20 protein-coding genes are annotated in these 16,437 nt (G+C 62.7%); 6 read left to right on the forward strand and 14 right to left on the reverse strand.

Going from position 1 to position 16,437, the window contains the following annotated elements; all coding sequences use genetic code 11:
* Positions 1-44 precede the first annotated feature (44 nt).
* Genes ATN00_RS05825 through ATN00_RS05845 form a run of 5 tightly spaced genes read right to left on the reverse strand, consistent with a single transcriptional unit; the run spans position 45 to position 2,671 of the window.
* A complete protein-coding gene (locus ATN00_RS05825; RefSeq protein WP_062063128.1) occupies positions 45-512 on the reverse strand; it encodes an SRPBCC domain-containing protein in 468 nt (155 codons plus the stop codon).
* A complete protein-coding gene (locus ATN00_RS05830; RefSeq protein WP_062063129.1) occupies positions 509-1,000 on the reverse strand; it encodes a VOC family protein in 492 nt (163 codons plus the stop codon). Before ATN00_RS05830 ends, ATN00_RS05825 begins: the two co-directional genes overlap by 4 nt.
* 15 nt (positions 1,001-1,015) lie before the next feature.
* Entirely contained in the window at positions 1,016-1,807 is a 792-nt protein-coding gene (locus ATN00_RS05835) for a VOC family protein (protein ID WP_062063130.1), read from the reverse strand.
* A 24-nt stretch (positions 1,808-1,831) separates the two neighbouring features.
* On the reverse strand, positions 1,832-2,194 hold the full coding sequence (locus ATN00_RS05840) for a DUF1428 domain-containing protein (protein ID WP_062063132.1): 363 nt from the start codon (positions 2,192-2,194) through the stop codon (positions 1,832-1,834).
* 30 nt (positions 2,195-2,224) lie between these two features.
* On the reverse strand, positions 2,225-2,671 hold the full coding sequence (locus ATN00_RS05845; protein WP_062063133.1) for a VOC family protein: 447 nt from the start codon (positions 2,669-2,671) through the stop codon (positions 2,225-2,227).
* Positions 2,672-2,807: 136 nt separating this feature from the next.
* On the opposite strand from ATN00_RS05845, the gene ATN00_RS05850 reads away from it, so the two are divergent.
* Positions 2,808-3,488, forward strand: a complete 681-nt coding sequence (locus ATN00_RS05850; protein ID WP_231746397.1) for a winged helix-turn-helix transcriptional regulator — start codon at positions 2,808-2,810, stop codon at positions 3,486-3,488.
* Here ATN00_RS05850 and sugE read toward each other — a convergent pair.
* The 4 genes from sugE to ATN00_RS05870 form a co-directional block, all read right to left on the reverse strand.
* Positions 3,463-3,783 carry a quaternary ammonium compound efflux SMR transporter SugE gene (sugE, locus tag ATN00_RS05855; RefSeq protein WP_062063136.1) on the reverse strand — a complete coding sequence of 107 codons (321 nt, stop codon included), beginning with the start codon at positions 3,781-3,783 and terminating at the stop codon, positions 3,463-3,465. The two genes, ATN00_RS05850 and sugE, sit on opposite strands and share 26 nt — an antisense overlap.
* A 117-nt stretch (positions 3,784-3,900) precedes the next feature.
* Positions 3,901-4,731: a hypothetical protein gene (locus tag ATN00_RS05860; protein WP_062063138.1), complete on the reverse strand. Its 831-nt coding sequence runs from the start codon at positions 4,729-4,731 to the stop codon at positions 3,901-3,903.
* A 133-nt stretch (positions 4,732-4,864) separates the two neighbouring features.
* Positions 4,865-5,878, reverse strand: coding sequence for an NAD(P)H-dependent flavin oxidoreductase (locus ATN00_RS05865; protein WP_062063139.1), 1,014 nt, complete (start codon positions 5,876-5,878; stop codon positions 4,865-4,867).
* Positions 5,879-5,989: 111 nt separating this feature from the next.
* Positions 5,990-7,255, reverse strand: coding sequence for an aspartate kinase (locus ATN00_RS05870; RefSeq protein WP_062063140.1), 1,266 nt, complete (start codon positions 7,253-7,255; stop codon positions 5,990-5,992).
* A gap of 83 nt (positions 7,256-7,338) precedes the next feature.
* Here ATN00_RS05870 and ubiG point away from each other — a divergent pair, with 83 nt between their 5' ends.
* The gene (ubiG, locus tag ATN00_RS05875) at positions 7,339-8,094 is read left to right on the forward strand and encodes a bifunctional 2-polyprenyl-6-hydroxyphenol methylase/3-demethylubiquinol 3-O-methyltransferase UbiG (RefSeq protein WP_062068452.1); all 756 of its coding nucleotides are present in this window, start codon (positions 7,339-7,341) and stop codon (positions 8,092-8,094) included.
* A gap of 13 nt (positions 8,095-8,107) precedes the next feature.
* Here ubiG and ATN00_RS05880 read toward each other — a convergent pair whose 3' ends face one another.
* Positions 8,108-8,923, reverse strand: a complete 816-nt coding sequence (locus tag ATN00_RS05880; RefSeq protein WP_062068453.1) for an HpcH/HpaI aldolase/citrate lyase family protein — start codon at positions 8,921-8,923, stop codon at positions 8,108-8,110.
* 115 nt (positions 8,924-9,038) lie between these two features.
* Here ATN00_RS05880 and ATN00_RS05885 point away from each other — a divergent pair, with 115 nt between their 5' ends.
* The 3 genes from ATN00_RS05885 to ATN00_RS05895 all read left to right on the forward strand — a co-directional run bounded on the left by ATN00_RS05885 (position 9,039) and on the right by ATN00_RS05895 (position 11,733).
* On the forward strand, positions 9,039-10,001 hold the full coding sequence (locus ATN00_RS05885; protein WP_062063142.1) for an SPFH domain-containing protein: 963 nt from the start codon (positions 9,039-9,041) through the stop codon (positions 9,999-10,001).
* 12 nt (positions 10,002-10,013) lie between these two features.
* Positions 10,014-10,457: an NfeD family protein gene (locus ATN00_RS05890; protein WP_062063144.1), complete on the forward strand. Its 444-nt coding sequence runs from the start codon at positions 10,014-10,016 to the stop codon at positions 10,455-10,457.
* 214 nt (positions 10,458-10,671) lie between these two features.
* The gene (locus ATN00_RS05895; protein WP_062063146.1) at positions 10,672-11,733 is read left to right on the forward strand and encodes a class I SAM-dependent methyltransferase; all 1,062 of its coding nucleotides are present in this window, start codon (positions 10,672-10,674) and stop codon (positions 11,731-11,733) included.
* Positions 11,734-11,798: 65 nt separating this feature from the next.
* Here ATN00_RS05895 and ATN00_RS05900 read toward each other — a convergent pair whose 3' ends face one another.
* From ATN00_RS05900 to ATN00_RS05915, 4 genes are all read right to left on the reverse strand, one after another.
* Entirely contained in the window at positions 11,799-12,335 is a 537-nt protein-coding gene (locus tag ATN00_RS05900) for a (2Fe-2S)-binding protein (RefSeq protein WP_062063148.1), read from the reverse strand.
* The gene (locus ATN00_RS05905) at positions 12,332-12,817 is read right to left on the reverse strand and encodes a DUF2721 domain-containing protein (RefSeq protein WP_062063150.1); all 486 of its coding nucleotides are present in this window, start codon (positions 12,815-12,817) and stop codon (positions 12,332-12,334) included. Before ATN00_RS05905 ends, ATN00_RS05900 begins: the two co-directional genes overlap by 4 nt.
* Entirely contained in the window at positions 12,814-13,092 is a 279-nt protein-coding gene (locus tag ATN00_RS05910) for a DUF2061 domain-containing protein (protein WP_062063152.1), read from the reverse strand. Before ATN00_RS05910 ends, ATN00_RS05905 begins: the two co-directional genes overlap by 4 nt.
* 128 nt (positions 13,093-13,220) lie before the next feature.
* Entirely contained in the window at positions 13,221-14,429 is a 1,209-nt protein-coding gene (locus tag ATN00_RS05915) for an LL-diaminopimelate aminotransferase (protein ID WP_062063154.1), read from the reverse strand.
* Positions 14,430-14,564: 135 nt separating this feature from the next.
* Between ATN00_RS05915 and ATN00_RS05920 the strand changes: the two genes are divergently transcribed.
* Positions 14,565-16,310: a PHA/PHB synthase family protein gene (locus ATN00_RS05920; protein ID WP_420496694.1), complete on the forward strand. Its 1,746-nt coding sequence runs from the start codon at positions 14,565-14,567 to the stop codon at positions 16,308-16,310.
* The last annotated feature ends 127 nt before the right edge of the window (positions 16,311-16,437 follow it).

Consider the following 16,437-nt stretch of genomic DNA (forward strand, 5'->3'; position numbering starts at 1 on the left):
ATTGAAACCGACAAAGCCGTTTTCGCCGCCGCCGCGCACTGTCGTCAGGCGCTCGCGGCGGAGGTTTCGCAAAGCGCCTTGAACTGATCCGCCATCTGGTCCCAGCCGGGATGGAAGCCCATTTCCAGATGTTTGTTGAGCGTTTCCGCGTCCCAGTGGCGCGCCGTCGCAGTGAAGCGCGTGCCTTCTCCCTCGTCGGCAAAGCTCCAGATCGCGGTCATGAAGGGGGTTTGCGGCACCCAGCCAACGGCATAGGCATCGGTGGTGACGATCCGCTCATGCGGCACGACTTCCAGGAATATGCCCTCCATCGGGCCGGTATCCTCGCCGTCCGGGCCATACATGCGGACGGCGCTGCGGCCGCCGGGGCGCAGATCTTCCTCCACCACCTCGGCGCGCCAGGGCTTGGGACAGAACCATTCGTCCTTGAGATCGACCCACACTTTCCAGGCAATTCCGCGCGGCGCATTCACATGCCGCGTCACTGAAAGCTCATGTTCCGCGCCGCTCATACGGTTTCTCCCTTGAAAGCGGCTTTCAGCGCAGCGATGTCCAGCTTGCCCATGGTCATGAGCGCGCCCATCATGCGACCGACCGCCTGCGTGTCGTCGCTCTTTTGCAGGGCAAGTATCTCCTCCGGCACGATCTGCCAGGAAAGACCATATTTGTCCTTGAGCCAGCCGCATGGCCCCGGCTCCCCGCCGTCCGCCGTCAGCGCTTCATGCCAGCGGTCTACTTCCGCCTGATCCTTGCAGGATACGGACAGCGAAACCGCTTCGTTGAAGCGGAAATGCGGCCCGCCGTTCAGCGCCTGATAGCTCTGGCCGAACACAGTGAACTCCGCCACCAGAACATCCCCTTCCTTGAAGGGGGAGGGTGATGATGTGCCGGGCGGATAATAGCTGATGCCGTCCACCGATCCGCCGAAAACGGAAACATAGAAGCGCGCGGCTTCCTCGGCCTGTCCGTCGAACCACAGGCATGGGGAAATCTTCGACATGATGATCCACCTCCCTCAGCTTGCGCGCGTGCCGACCAGCGCGAACATCGCGCCCTGCGGGTCTGTCGCCTGGATGATCCACGCGCCGCCGGGCACCTCCATCGGGCCGTTGAGCAGGGTTCCGCCGCCCGCCTTCACCTTGTCCACTGCCTCGTCGATGTCGCCTACCACGAAGTAGAACAGCCAGAGCGGCTGCGGCATTTCCGCGGGCTTCTTCATCATGCCGCCGGACATGTTGTTGAAATCCGTACCGCCGGACAGGGAAAAAAGCTGATAGCTGCCCATCTCGCCCATATCCATGGCGTCGCCCTTTCCCCATCCGAACTGGGATGTGTAGAAGGCAAGGTCCGCGTCGAAATCGCCGGAATAGAGTTCATGCCAGCCGACATGACCTTTTGCCATGGATGAGGAGGCATCCATCCCTTCAGGGCTGGAGCCTTTGAGCAGCAGGAAGGTCGCGCCGCCGGGATCGCCCATCACCGCAAAGCGTCCCACGCCCGGAATATCCTCCGGCGCGCGCTGCACCTTGGCGCCCGCTTCCGAAAGGCGCCTCGCATCGGCATCGACGTCCGCCGACCCGATATAGCCGCCCCACCAGGGACTCATGCCGCACGCCCCTGCTTCCGCCGGGATCGCCATGATCCCGCCCAGCGGCCCGGTGCTGCCCGAAATCACATGATAGCTGTGATCGCCGCCTTCGAATGCCTGCGCGCTCCACCCAACCACGTCGCCGTAAAAGGCAAGGGCTGCCTGCGGATCGCTGGTCATCAGTTCATACCAGAAGAATTGGCCAGTCAGATTGGTCATCGTCCGTCTCCTGATTGCGGGGCGTCAGGCGCGCTCGTCCAGCAGCACCGAAAAGCCGCCATAGACCATCCGGGCGCCCGAAAAGGGCATGTCCTGTCCCTCCTGTGGCTTCATGCGCTCATCGGCCATCACTTTCGCCATGCCCGCGTCGCGAGCCTCCTTCGAAGGCCATTCGATCCAGGAAAAGACGACTTCCTCATTCTGCTCCGCAATGACGCAGGTTCGGAAATCGTTGATCTTCCCTTCCTTGATGTCATCGCCCCAGCATTCGACCACGCGGGTCGCGCCATGTTCGATGAAGATCGGCGCGGCATAGGCCGCCGCGTCCTTGTAGGCCTGCTTGTTCTCTTTTGGCACAGGCACCACGAAACCGTCCATATAGCTCATCGTCTCTCTCCTAATTGCCCTGTTCGGGTCTCAGGCAGCCGCAGGCTCGCCCTGTCCGGTCGCCAGGGCGGCCTCCATATCCATCCACGTCACCTCCCAGATATGGCCGTCCAGATCCGCAAAATTGCGGCCATACATGAAACCATGATCTTGCTTTGGATTAGGCTCCGTTCCGCCCGCGGCAAGCGCCCTTTCCACAGTCGCATCGACATCCGGGCGGTTCGCTTCGCTGAGCGCCAGCAGCATCTGCGCGGTTTCATGGGCATCGGGAATTTTGCGCGGTGTAAAGCTGCTAAACCGCTCATGCGTCAGCAGCATGGCGTGGATCGTGTCGGAAAAGCTCATCATCTGCGCGTTATCATCGGCAAAATCATTGTTCCGGACCGCGCCGACCGCCTCATAAAAGGCTATCGAGGCGGAAAGATTCTTCACCGGCAGGTTCACGAATATCATCTTGGGAGCAGGGGCATTCGACATCACATATCTCCTCGGGATTATCTGGTCCGGCATCGCATCTGACCTGAACAGGCGAATCGCCGACTTGAACTTTTTGCACTCATAACTTATGTTATGCAACAGACAAGTTATAAAATATAACTATGGATTCTCAAACGTGAAAAAACGAGCCTATCTGGACGGATGCGCGGTTGCCCATGCGCTCGACATCATCGGAGATCGCTGGGCCATGCCGATCATGCGGGAATTGATGCTGGGACCGAAGCGCTTTACCGATCTGCGCGCCAGCCTGCCCGGAATCAGCGCCAATGTGCTGACGCAGCGGCTGGAGGAACTGGAAGCGGCCAGCATATTGATCCGCCGCCGCCTGCCCCCGCCCGCCGCCAGCCAGATCTATGAGTTGACCGATTGGGGCCGCGAGTCGGAAATCCTGTTTCAGGTGCTGGGCCGCTGGGCGTGCCGCTCTCCCACGATGCAGCCGGGTCAGCCGATGAGCAATGTGTCGGTGATCCTGTCGATGCGGACCATGATCGACCGCGGCCGGATCGGCGACATGGATGCCGCCATCGGTATGCGCTTCGGCGAGGAGGTGTTCCGCGCCACCTTGAAGAGCGGGGATTTCATCATCCATCGGGGCGAAACGGAGGATGCCGACGTCATCTTCTCCGGCGACCAGAATGCGCTCGTCGCGGTGGTTTACGGCGGTGCGCGGTTCGAGGATGTGGCGGACGTCCTGACGGTGGAGGGCGACAGGGAACTTGCCGAACGCTTCATCCGGCTGTTTCCCCTGCCACCCAAGGCCCCCTCGACCGTTACGCCGGAGACGACAGCTTCATGAGGAGGAGGCCGCCAAGGATCAGCGCGGCTGCGACCAGACGCATGGCCGACGCGGCTTCTCCCAGAACGGCGATGCCGACCAGAAACGCGCCGACCGCACCGATCCCGGTCCAGATCGTATAGGCCGTGCCGAGTGGCAGGCTTTTCATCGATACGGACAGCAGGGCGAAACTGCCGATCATCGCGACCAGAGTGATGATGGTGGGCGTGAGGCGCGAAAAGCCCTGGGACTGCTTCATCGCAAAGGCCCAGACGATTTCCAGCAGACCGGCGGCGACCAAATATACCCAGGCCATAAAGGCCCTCCTTTCGCAAAGAGAGCCGGGCCGTCCCGGACTTATGCCCGCGTCAGGCGGGGGAGGACGTGGCCTCGCTTGCCGCTCAGATAGGCCCGCCGCTCCGGATGGGCAAGGTCAGCGTTGTCCGGAAGGCAGGGTCGGCACGACGGGCACGGGCGATGCCGACGGCGCGGGTGGCGTCGCGATGCGAGGTGCCGGAGCCGCCACAGCGGGCAGGGTCGGCTTGAAACCCGGTGGCGGCGCTTCGCCCGGCGGCACCGGCGGAGGCGGCAGGGGAGTGGGCGACACGACCACCGTCACGCTCGCGCCAAAACGGGCCTGCCATTCCGCCAGTCGCCGCAGATAGTCGGCATAGGCTTCGTAAAAATCCTGGAACGGCTTTTCCAACGCCGCCAATGCCTCTGGCGCATAGGTCAGCAGCGAAGCGGAAGGCATGGACAGCATCTTCGCCCCGACTTCGACGGCTGCTTTGCAGAAGGTGGGTTGCACTGGCGGCAGCGAGAAGAAATTATAGACGACGGTGTTGAGCTGTTCGCGCCGGGCGATCCCGGTGCTGCCATATTCGAACTGGTAGTTGCGGTCGACAGCGGCGTTCGCCGCGCCCAATGCCGCTTTATGGACATGCAGCATCTGATTATATTGCATCCGCGCCAGATCGCCCGCCCCATGACAGGAAAGAGCCGCGACATTCAGCGCCATGCGAACATGCCACAAAGCCGTGTTGGAGGTGACGCCGCGATTGGGCGTCAGCCGCTTCCCGTCTGGCCCGACATCCGGCACGCTCATGCCAGCCACCGCGCCCATCGGCGGAACGGGCCTTATGGTTTCAATGACCGGAGGCGGGGTCACGACCTCCTTCTTCGGGGTGGCACAGCCCGCGATCAGCGCGAGCGTCGTCAGGGACGCCACTGAACAGAAGCGACGAAATGCGGTACGCGGCGGCACCCGTATCCCCTTTTTCCCTATATTATCCAGACAGCAGAAACTCATGGCAAATGCTGGAGTTCCTGACGACTGCGCCGGACTCGCTTCGTCCAGAAAGGGATTCGGTTCGTCCCGTTTGGATTGGCAGGCGGTGTCAGGCCGCCCGACGTTCGAGCGCGAAGGCCGCTTCTTCCATCAATTGCGCGATAATGGCGGCGACCGGTTCTTCCTTGCTGACCATGCCGACCGACTGACCGGCCATCAGCGATCCGCCCTCCACATCGCCATCGATCACGGCGCGGCGGAGCGCACCGGCCCAGTAATGCTCGATCTGCAACTGCGCCTCATTCATATCGACCGCGCCGCTATCCAGCAGGTTGGCGACTTCCCGCTGCTTGGCGGTGAAGGCTTCGGTGCCCGCATTTTTGAGCGCGCGCACCGGGATGACCGGCAGGCGCGCGTCGATCTGGACGCTGGCGATGGCGTCGCGGGCGGAGGCGCGGAAGAAAGCCTTCTTGAACGCGGGATGGGCGATGCTCTCGCTCGCGCAGGCGAAGCGGGTGCCAAGCTGCACGCCAGCCGCGCCCATTTCCAGATAGCCCGCAATCGCTTCGCCCCGACCGATGCCGCCAGCGACGAACACGGGAAGTTGCGGCGACATTTCCGGCAATATCTCCTGCGCCAGCACGCTGGTCGCGACCGGTCCGATATGGCCACCCGCCTCCATCCCCTCGATGATGAGCGCATCGACGCCCGAGCGCGCCAGCTTCTTCGCCAGCGACAAGGCGGGGGCAAAGCAGAGCAGCTTCGCGCCCTTGGCCTTGATCGCCTCGATGCTGCCTTTGGGTGGCAGGCCGCCGGCCAGCACGACATGCCCCACATCATGCTTCGAACAAACCTCGATCAGTTCGAAAAGCTGGGGATGCATGGTGATGAGGTTCACGCCGAAAGGCTTGTCCGTCAGCGCCTTGGTCGCCGCGATTTCCTTGTCGAGCAGGTCGGGCGTCATCGCGCCACAGGCGATCACGCCAAAGCCGCCTGCATTGGAAATGGCCGAAACGAGATGGCGTTCGGACACCCAGCTCATCGCTCCGCAAAGGATTGCGGTTTCACAGCCCAGAAATTCGGTGCCGCGTGCCATGAGGGACTGGAGCTTGGCGTTCGTCATATCGTGTTCCATCGAATCAAAAGCCCCTCCCGTGTGAAGGGAGGGGTTTGGGATGGCAACGACCCAAAGCCGTCACCGGTTGATATTCTCTGAAGCGGAGAAATCCTCCGGTCAAGCTACCGGCGCATCAAGACCGTAGGCCGTGTGCAGCACGCGCACTGCCAGCTCCGTCTCGTCCTCGTCGATCAGCACGCTGACCTTGATCTCGCTGGTGGAGATGGCGAGGATGTTGATGCCGCGATCTGCCAACGACTGGAACATGGTGGAAGCCACACCAGCGTGGCTCTTCATGCCAACGCCCACGACACTGATCTTCGTAACCTTCGTATCGGGAATGATGCGATTGAAACCGATGGTTTCCTTCTGGCTTTCCAGTACGTCCAGCGCCCGCGCAAGGTCAGCGCCCGGCACGGTGAAGGTCACATCCGTCTCCCCCTTGTCGCGGCCGACATTCTGGATGATCATGTCTACATTGATCGCCGCTTCGGCCAGCGGGCCGAAGATATGGGCCACCGCGCCGGGACGATCGGGCACGCGGGTGATGGTGACCTTCGCCTCATTCTTGTCATGGGCGATGCCGGTGATGAGCTGACGTTCCATCTGGTTTTCCTTGAGCTTGGCTTCCAGTTCCTCCTCGCTGACGATCAGCGTGCCGGGGAGGTCTTCCTGGGTGGGATCATCGAAGGAGGAAAGCACCTGCACGACCACGCCTTCCTTCATGGCGAGGCCGACTGAGCGGGTCTGGAGCACCTTGGCGCCGACCGACGCCAGTTCCAGCATTTCCTCATAGGTGACGAGATCGAGCTTGCGCGCCCGCGCCACGATGCGGGGGTCGGTGGTGTAGACGCCGTCCACATCGGTGTAGATGTCGCAGCGATCGGCCTTGAGCGCCGCGGCCACCGCGACCGCCGAGGTGTCGGACCCGCCACGGCCCAGCGTGGAGATGCGGCCATCTTCCATCATGCCCTGAAAGCCGGGGATCACCGCGACCGTGCCCGAACCCATGGACGCCAGGAGATCGCTGGTGTCGATTTCCCCGATCCGCGCCTTGCTATGCGCTTCGTTCGTGCGGATCGGAAGCTGCCAGCCGAGCCAACTGCGCGCGTTCACGCCCATGGCTTTGAGCGTCATGGCCAGCAGGCCGCTCGTCACCTGCTCGCCGCTGGCGACGACCACGTCATATTCTGCCGGATCGTAAAGCGCCGAGGCTTCCTTGCAGAAGCCGACCAGCCGGTCAGTCTCGCCCGCCATGGCGGAAACGACGACCGCGACTTCATTTCCCTGCTCGACCACATGCTTGACGCGGGCGGCCACATTGCGAATCCGCTCCATCCCCGCCATGGAGGTGCCGCCGAACTTCATCACGATGCGCGCCATTTGCTTGTCGAGCCTGCCTGCTGGTAAGAAAGAAAATGTCCCAAAAGGGCGAAACGGCGCTTCTCTTAGCAGCGGATACGGATATGGCAAGCAGCCCAGACACAGCGATCAACGGGACAATCGATCCGAAGGAGGCCGCGCATTTCGGCGCGATGGCTGCCGAGTGGTGGGATCCGAATGGCAGTAGCGCCATGCTGCACAAGCTGAACCCGGTGCGGTTGCGCTATATCCGGGAAGCCATCGACCGGCATTGGCCGGGAAAGGATCATTCTTTTCAGCCGCTTGCTGGCAAACGGGTGCTGGATGTGGGGTGCGGTGCGGGTCTGCTGGCGGAGCCGTTGGCACGCATGGGCGGGGCGGTGACGGCGCTGGATGCGGCCGAGGAAAATATCGCCGCGGCAATAGCCCATGCACAGCCGCAGGGTCTTTCCATCGACTATCGCGCGACTCCGGTGGAGCAATTGGCGGAGGGCGGATTCGATCTCGTCACCTCCATGGAAGTGATCGAGCATGTGGCCGATCCCGCCGTGTTTGTGGAAGCGGTGGCGGACAAGCTGGCGCCCGATGGCCTGATGATCCTTTCGACGCCCAATCGCACGCCCCTTTCCCGCGTCGCCATGATTACCATCGGCGAAAGCGTTGGCGGCATTCCCAAGGGCACGCATGACTGGAACAGGTTCCTCACGCCCGACGAGCTGACCGCGCTGCTGGAAGATGTCGGGCTGGAGGTGATCGATTCGAGCGGCCTCAGCTTCGATCCGCGTAAGGGCTTTGTGCTGACGGAGAACAAGGCGATCAACTATCTGCTGACCGCCCGTCACCGTCAGGAGAACGGCTGAGAAACGGGAGGGGCTACAACCCTACCGCTTCGGCGCGGGCGACCAAGGCCTTCGCCTCCGCCACATGCATGGATTCGATCATGCGCCCTTCGAAGCGTTCGGCGCCGCCGGTCGCCGCTTCGATCAGGCGGCGGGCGTCTGCGACGGCCTGTGCGTCCGGGCCGAACACCTGATTGGCGACTGGCACCTGGCTGGGATGGATCAGCGTCTTGCCGTCGAACCCCAGGGTATGACCCGCGACGCATTCCGCCTCGAACCCCGCTTCGTCGTCCAGTCGGTTGAACACGCCATCGAACACGGCGATCCCGGCCGCGCGGGCAGCGAGAATTACGGATTGCAGGGCCAGCGCGAGCCCCTCGCGGTTCGCCGATGCGGGGATGCCGATGTCTTGCCGCAGGTCGTTGGTGCCCATGAACAGTGCTGCCGTGCCTTCCCCCGCCGCGATTTGGGACGCGGCCAGTACGCCCTTGGCGCTTTCGATCATGGCGATGACCGGCTTTTGCGTGACGCTGAATACGTCCTTCACCTGTTTGGAATTTTCCACCTTGGGCAGCACGACATAGTCGACGCCGGACTGCTTGGCGGCGATCATTTCCATGCCGTGCCAGGGCGTGCCCTCGACATTGATCCGCAGCGCCGTCAGCCGATTTCCGAACCCCTCCGCCAAGGCTTCCAGAGCGCCGGCGCGCGCCTCTGCCTTTCTGTCGCCGGGCACTGCGTCCTCCAGGTCCAGGATCACGAGATCGCAGGGCAAGGTGCGGACCTTGGCAATGGCGCGAGCATTGGACGCAGGCAGAAACAGCAGCGAGCGGGCGTGGCGAAGCAACATGGCGGCAATCGACTCCATGGAAGAACGGTTCTTGCGGCGGGTTTAGCCGGATTGGCTTCCCCCGTTAATCTTTTCACGTCATAGTCAATTTTGTTCGGGTTTGAGGGGAGGACCTATGGTGACGACATTCGCGCTCACGGTAACCTTGCTGGTGCTGTTCTATCTGGCGGCCAGTATCAAGGTAGTGCGGCAGGGCTATCAATATACGATCGAACGCTTTGGCCGTTTCACCGAGGTGGCGAAGCCCGGTCTTAATTTCTATCCCGCCTTCTTTTACGCTGTCGGTCGCAAGATCAACATGATGGAGCAGGTCGTCGACATTCCAGGGCAGGAGATCATCACCAAGGATAACGCCATGGTGTCGGTTGACGGGGTGGTGTTCTTTCAGGTGCTGGACGCGGCCAAGGCAGCCTATGAAGTGTCCGAACTCTATGTCGCGATCATGCAGCTTGCGACGACCAATTTGCGGACCGTCATGGGGTCGATGGACCTGGATGAGACCCTCTCCAAACGTGACGAGATCAATGCGCGGCTGCTGTCCGTGGTCGATCATGCGACTAACGCCTGGGGCATCAAGATCACCCGAGTGGAACTCAAGGACATTCGCCCCCCCGCCGATATCGTCAACGCCATGGGCCGGCAGATGAAGGCCGAGCGCGAGAAGCGCGCCCTCATCCTGGAATCGGAAGGCTTGCGCGCGTCGGAGATCCTGAAAGCGGAGGGACAGAAGCAAAGCCAGATCCTTGAGGCCGAAGGCCGCCGCGAAGCCGCTTTCCGCGATGCCGAGGCCCGCGAGCGCGAGGCCGAAGCGGAGGCCAAGGCGACGCAGATGGTGTCCGACGCCATCGCCAATGGCAACGCACAGGCAATCAACTATTTCATCGCCCAGAAATATGTGGAAGCGGTCGGCCAGTTCGCCACGTCACCCAATGCCAAGACGATCCTGTTCCCGGTCGAAGCCACGCAGCTGATCGGAACGCTGGGCGGAATCGGCGAACTGGCGCGCGACGCGCTGGGCGGTGACAGGACGCCCCCTCCGCCGCCTCCGCCCGCGCCGCGTCGCGGGCCGTTCGAATAAGGAGCGGAGCCGATGGATATGTTGGCGATGCTGGAGGACCATTGGTGGTGGCTGATCTTCGCCGCGCTGCTGGGTATCGGCGAGGTGCTGTTGCCCGGCGTGTTCCTGATCTGGATCGCAATCGCGGCGGCGATCACGGGGCTGGCGGCGCTGGCACTGCCGATCGGGGTGCCGTTGCAGTTCCTGATTTTCGCGCTGCTTTGCCTGATTGCGGTGTGGGGCGGACGGCGATGGTATGCGGCCAATCCAGTGTCGTCGGAAGACCCGTTGCTCAATGATCGCACCGCCCGGCTGATCGGAGAGGTCGTGACCGTGGTCGAAGCGATCGACAACGGGCGAGGGCGCGTGAAGGTGGGGGACGGCGTATGGTCGTGCCGTGGCCCGGAAGCGCCAGCGGGAGCGCGGGTAAGGATCGTCGGCGCGGACGCCTCCGTGCTTCAGGTGGAACTGGCCTGAGCAGCAGCGGTTCATTTCGTATAATTCGCGTGGCCCCGATTCTATTCGACTTTCGGATGAGACGCGAGGGCCGACTATACCAAAGAGCCGGACGGATACGGGCATGACGCTACCGCTGTAGGAAAGCGGCCATCGCGGGTGCGTGCGCGATATGCTATTTTCCGGCCGCCATCGCCCGGCCGCCAGAGTCGGACGTGACGAGAGGAGCGCAGCCATGTCCGCACCGATCGACGAAACGAAACTTCACGCCTTTGTTGGAAAGATGCTGGGCGATCTGGGCGGCGCGATGAGCGTGCCGACGGTGCGGCTGGGTGCGCGGCTGGGGCTGTTCGATGCGCTGGCGCAGGCACCCGCCACCGCTGCTGAACTGGCGCGGCGAGCGGGCGGCCTGCATGAGCGCTATGTGCGAGAATGGGCGCTGGCGCAGGCGGCGAACGGCTATGTCGATTATGACCCGGCCACGGAACAGTTTAGCCTGTCGCCCGAACAGGCGATGGTGTTCCATGATCCCGATAGCCCCGTCTATCTGATCGCGGCGTTCGAGATGGTGGCCGCGATGATCGAGGCGGAGCCTAAGGTGGAGGAATGTTTCCGCCACGGAACCGGCGTGCGCTGGGGCGATCATGCGGGATGCCTGTTCTGCGCGACGGGCGCTTTCTTCCGGCCCGGTTACCTCAATAATATCGTCCAGACGTGGATTCCCGCGCTCGATGGCGTGGAAGCGAGGCTGCGGGAAGGCGCGAAGGTCGCTGATGTCGGGTGCGGCGTGGGCTTTTCGACGCTGCTGATGGCGCAGGCTTATCCACAAAGCCGCTTCACCGGCTATGATTTCCACGAACCGTCCATTGAGGAAGCGCGGCGTCATGCACAGGCGCATGGCTTGGGCGACCGGGTGCGTTTCGAGGTGTCGACCGCGAAGGATGTGGCTGGGCGGGATTTCGACCTTGTCACCATGTATGACTGTTTGCACGACATGGGCGACCCGCGCGGCTGCGCGGCTCATATGCGGCGGATATTGGCGCCGGGGGGAAGCTGGATGATCATCGAGCCGGTGGCCGGGGACCGGCCGGAGGAAAATCTCAATCCGGTCGGGCGCTTATATTATAATGCGTCCACGATGATCTGCGTGCCGACGTCGCTCGATCAGGAAGTGGGTGAAGCATTGGGCGCGCAGGCCGGGGAAGCCCGGTTGTCGCAGATCGTCCGCGAGGGCGGTTTCGAAAATGTCCGGCGCGCGGCGGAAGGGCCATTCAACATGGTGCTGGAGGCGCGGTAGAGCTGGTTTCTGCTTTTGTGGACGTGACGCGATGACCTCGTCAACTTGAAGTCCATTTCGCCGAATCAAGGTTTCCGCAGGGCAGGCACGGTGCGCGCGGCTTCTTCCGGCGTGATGCCCGGCGGCGGCGCAGCGGCGACCTGTTCTTCGCCGCGCATGATCCGCCCCGCGCGCTGGATCGCGCCGCGCAGCCGGGGATAGATGCCGCAGCGGCAGAGGTTGGTGATCGCCGCGTCGATCTCCTCGTCGCTCGGATCGCTGTTCCGCCGCAGCAGCACGGACGCCGCCATCACCATGCCGGGAATGCAATATCCGCATTGCGATACATTTTCCGCCGCGAAAGCCTGTTGCACCGGATGCCCCCGATCGGGCGAAAGTGCTTCGATGGTGGTGACGAATCGGCCTTCGGTTTGGGCGATGCTGACCTGGCAGGACCGCACGGCTTCCCCATCTATGTCCACCGTGCAGGCCCCGCAATCGCCGGTGCCGCATCCATATTTGGTGCCTGTCAGGTTCGACGCGTCGCGCAGCGCCCAGAGCAGCGGCGTGGCGGGGTCCATGCGATATTGCACCGGCCGGTCATTCACTGTGAAGCGCGTCATTGTCCCTCCGCCGCCTCTTCATCTTCGGCCTTGTGATAAAGCACTTCGTTGCGAATATGGATGGTGCGCGACGCCAGCCGGATTTCCTGGATGAAAGTGGCGAAGGCAGCCGCCAGCAAGACCATCGCCAGGCTGAACAGGATCGCGATGATCCTGCCCAGATGCGCGTCGAACAGTTCCGCCGCGAACAGCAGGATGACGACCAGGCAGATGGCGCAGGCACTGGCGACCGATAGGAAAATCGCGATGTTGACGACGCTCATCCGCCGGTCGAGCACCCGGATTTCGCTCACCATCCGGTCATGTTCCTGGCCGCGCGTGGACAGCACCAGCTTTTCCACCATCCGCGCCCGGTCGATGATGCGCGCCAGCCGTCCCACGCACACGTTCAGGAACGCGCCGATGCCCGCCAGCAGGAACACCGGCGCCAGCGCGAGCTGGATCGTCTGCGCGACCTGCGAAACCTGCGGCAGGGGGATCATGTGGGTACGCTGTCCTGTTGGGGCAGCACGTCCCCCTTATCTTCCTCCGGCTCCGCCTTTGGCAGGCCCCAGCCAACCTGGGCCCATGCGCGTTCGTGGAAATAATAAAGCAGGATCTTGGTGACCACCTCGGTCGACGCGATCGCGCCAGCCGCCTTCACGTCGTGCGTGAAGAGAAGGCCCAGCACAAAAGTGTCGATGCTGCCCAGTGTGCGCCAGCTTATCGCTTTCATCAGCGATCGGGGATTGGACTCCTTGCCGCGAAACAACAGCATATTCCGGTCACATCCCCTCGAAACCTGCGCCAGCCCCCGGACGCTGCGCCCGCATATCCACCATCATTGCCGCGCGGGCAAGGGCCAGCTATCGTGCCGATGCCAGCCCCGTCGCGGAAAAGGGAGGATCAGGCCGCGCCCTTGGCGGGTGTATTCACGCCCATGGACTTGAGATATTGCTTGATGTTGCGTGCCGCCTGCCGCAGCCGCTGTTCATTTTCCACCATGGCGATGCGGACATAGCCTTCGCCGTCCTCGCCATAGCCGACGCCCGGCGCGACCGCGACCTTGGCATGGGTCAGGAGCTGCTTGGAAAATTCCAGGCTCCCCATGTCCTTGAGCGCGGGGGGCAGGGGCGCCCAGGCGAACATCGACGCCTTGGGCGCGGGAATGTCCCACCCGGCGCGGCCGAAGGCTTCCACCATCACGTCGCGGCGCTTGTGATACAGTTCGCGATTCTTCTGCACGATGTCCTGCGGTCCGTTCAATGCCGCGCAGGCGGCCGCCTGGATCGGCGTGAACGCGCCATAGTCGAGATAGCTTTTGACGCGCTTCAACGCCGTGATCAACTGCCGGTTGCCGACCGCGAAGCCGATGCGCCAGCCAGCCATGCTATAGGTCTTGGAAAGCGACGTGAACTCCACCGCCACATCCTTGGCGCCGGGCACCTGAAGGATGGAGGGCGTGGGGTTTCCGTCATAATAGAGTTCGGAATAGGCAAGGTCGCTCAGCACCCAGACCTTGTTCTCCTTCGCCCAGGCGACCAGCCGCTCATAAAAGGCGAGGTCCACCGTCTCCGCCGTCGGATTGCTGGGATAGCCCACGACGAGAATCGACGGGCGCGGCACGGTGAAGGCCATCGCTCGTTCCAGCGATTTCCAATAATGCTCGTCCGGCGTTGTTGGCACGGAGCGAATCGTCGCTCCCGCGATGATGAAGCCGAACATGTGGATCGGATAGCTTGGATTGGGCGCCAGCACGACGTCGCCCGGCGCGGTGATCGCGGTGGCGAGGCTGGCGAGGCCCTCCTTCGACCCCATGGTCACGACGACTTCGCTCTCCGGGTCGAGGTCGACCCCGAAGCGGCGGCCATAATAATTCGCCTGCGCCTTGCGGAGGCCGGGAATCCCCATGGACTGCGAATAGCCGTGCGCGCTCGGCTTCTGAGCCACTTCGCACAGCTTGGCGATGACATGGTCGGGTGGCGGCAGGTCGGGATTGCCCATGCCAAGGTCGATAATGTCCTCTCCTGCCGCGCGCGCCGCGGCCCGCATCGCGTTGACTTCGGCGATGACATAGGGGGGCAGGCGCTTCATGCGATAGAATTCTTCGGACATTATAGACTTTCCTGAAATCGCTCCGTGGAGGATAGTGGCCGCCGCGCTTCGTCGCGGAGCCGTCCCGGCTATATACCGGCCTACGGCGCCGCGCCACAAAAAGCGCAGCGGAACGGCAAGGCCAGGATGAGGAGAATGGCTATGGATAGACTCGAAAATATCGAACCTCATATGCCCAGCCTGGAGGACATGCAGCAATGGACACAGGTGATCGGCCGCGCACAGCAATTGATGCTGGAGCAGGCGGCGGGCGCGACCGGCCGCCATCTGCCCTTCGATCCGCAAACCGTCGCTGATGTCCAGAGCAGCTTCGCCAAGGAAGGGATGGCGCTGTGGCAGCGTTTCCTCGACACCGGCGGGATGCTGCGTAACCAGCCTGTCCCCGCGCCGGAGGGTAGCCCCGCCGCCCGCAAGGATCGCCGCTTCGCCGATCCGGCCTGGACCAGCCACCCCTTTTACGACCTCATCCGCCAGAGCTATCTCCTGGTGTCGGACTATCTGATGCGGCTGACCGATGCGGTGGACGGCGTCGACCCAAAGCAGAAGGCCAGGCTGCGTTTCGCCGCCAGCGGCATCCTTGACGCCCTTGCGCCCAGCAATTTCCCCCTGACCAACCCGACCGTGGTGGAAAAGACGTTGCAGAGCGGCGGTGAGAATCTGGTGAAAGGCCTCCAGCACATGCTGGCGGACATGGAAAAGGGCCAGCTCACCCACACCGACGGCACCGCGTTCGAGGTCGGCCGCAACATCGCCGCCACGCCCGGCAAGGTCATCAAGGAAACGCCCCTTTACCAGCTCATCCATTATGAGCCGACGACGGACAAGGTGTTGGAAACGCCCCTCATCATCTTCCCGCCGTGGATCAATCGTTTCTACATCCTCGACCTCGCGCCGGAAAAAAGCTTCGTCAAATGGGCGGTGGAGCAGGGGCTCAGCGTGTTTCTGGTCTCGTGGAAATCCGCTGACGCTTCCATGAAGGATCTCGTCTGGGACGATTATATCCTGCAAGGGCAGGTCGACGCGATCGACACGGTGCGCGACCTTCTCGGCGTGAAGCATGTCCACGCCATCGGCTATTGCGTCGCGGGCACGACGCTGGCGGCCACGCTGGCCCTGCTCACCGCGCGCGGCGAAGCGGACAAGGTCGCCAGCGCCACCTTCTTCACCGCGCAGGTCGATTTCAGCAAGGCGGGCGACCTCTGCCTCTTCATCGACGATGAGCAATTGAAGCTGGTGGATCAGCTTTCGGCGGGCGGCTATCTGGACGGGCGCTACATGGCCGCGACCTTCAATCTTCTGCGCGGGCGCGACCTCATCTGGAACTATGTCGTCAACAATTACCTGCTGGGACAGGATTATCCGCCCTTCGACCTGCTCTACTGGAATGGCGACACCACCAACCTGCCCGCACGCTGGCACAAGGAATATCTGACGCGGCTCTATCGCGACAATCTGCTGATCCAGCCCGGCGCGATCAGCATCGACGGCACGCCGATCGATCTTAGCCGGATCGAAACGCCCGCTTATGTTCAGGCGGGGCGCGAAGATCATATCGCGCCGGTGGAAAGCGTGTGGAAGATAGTGGGGCATCTGTCCGGCCCCGTGCGCTTCCTGCTCGCGGGTTCGGGTCATATTGCGGGCGTCATCAATCCGCCGGCCGCCGGTAAATATCAATATTGGTCCTGTGACACGCCACAGCCGACGCTGGACGATTTCATCGCCGCCGCTACGGAAACCAAGGGAAGCTGGTGGCCGGACTGGATCGAATGGATTCGCGGCCATGGCGAAAAAAATGTGACCGTGCGGGGCGCGCGCAAGCCCGGCGGGGGCAAGCTCAAGGCCATCGAAAACGCACCCGGAGCCTATGTAAAGTCCCGATAGTAAAAGGCAATTTTCTCCGGCGGGGCGGGTGCTCCGGCCGCCTCCATGTCACTTTTGTTGCAGTGCACAAATTCTCTTGCAATGCGTCCCGGAAATGCTTATTGTGCAATGCAGCAAATGGAGGCAG

Source organism: Sphingobium baderi (assembly GCF_001456115.1).
Lineage (GTDB): Bacteria > Pseudomonadota > Alphaproteobacteria > Sphingomonadales > Sphingomonadaceae > Sphingobium > Sphingobium baderi_A.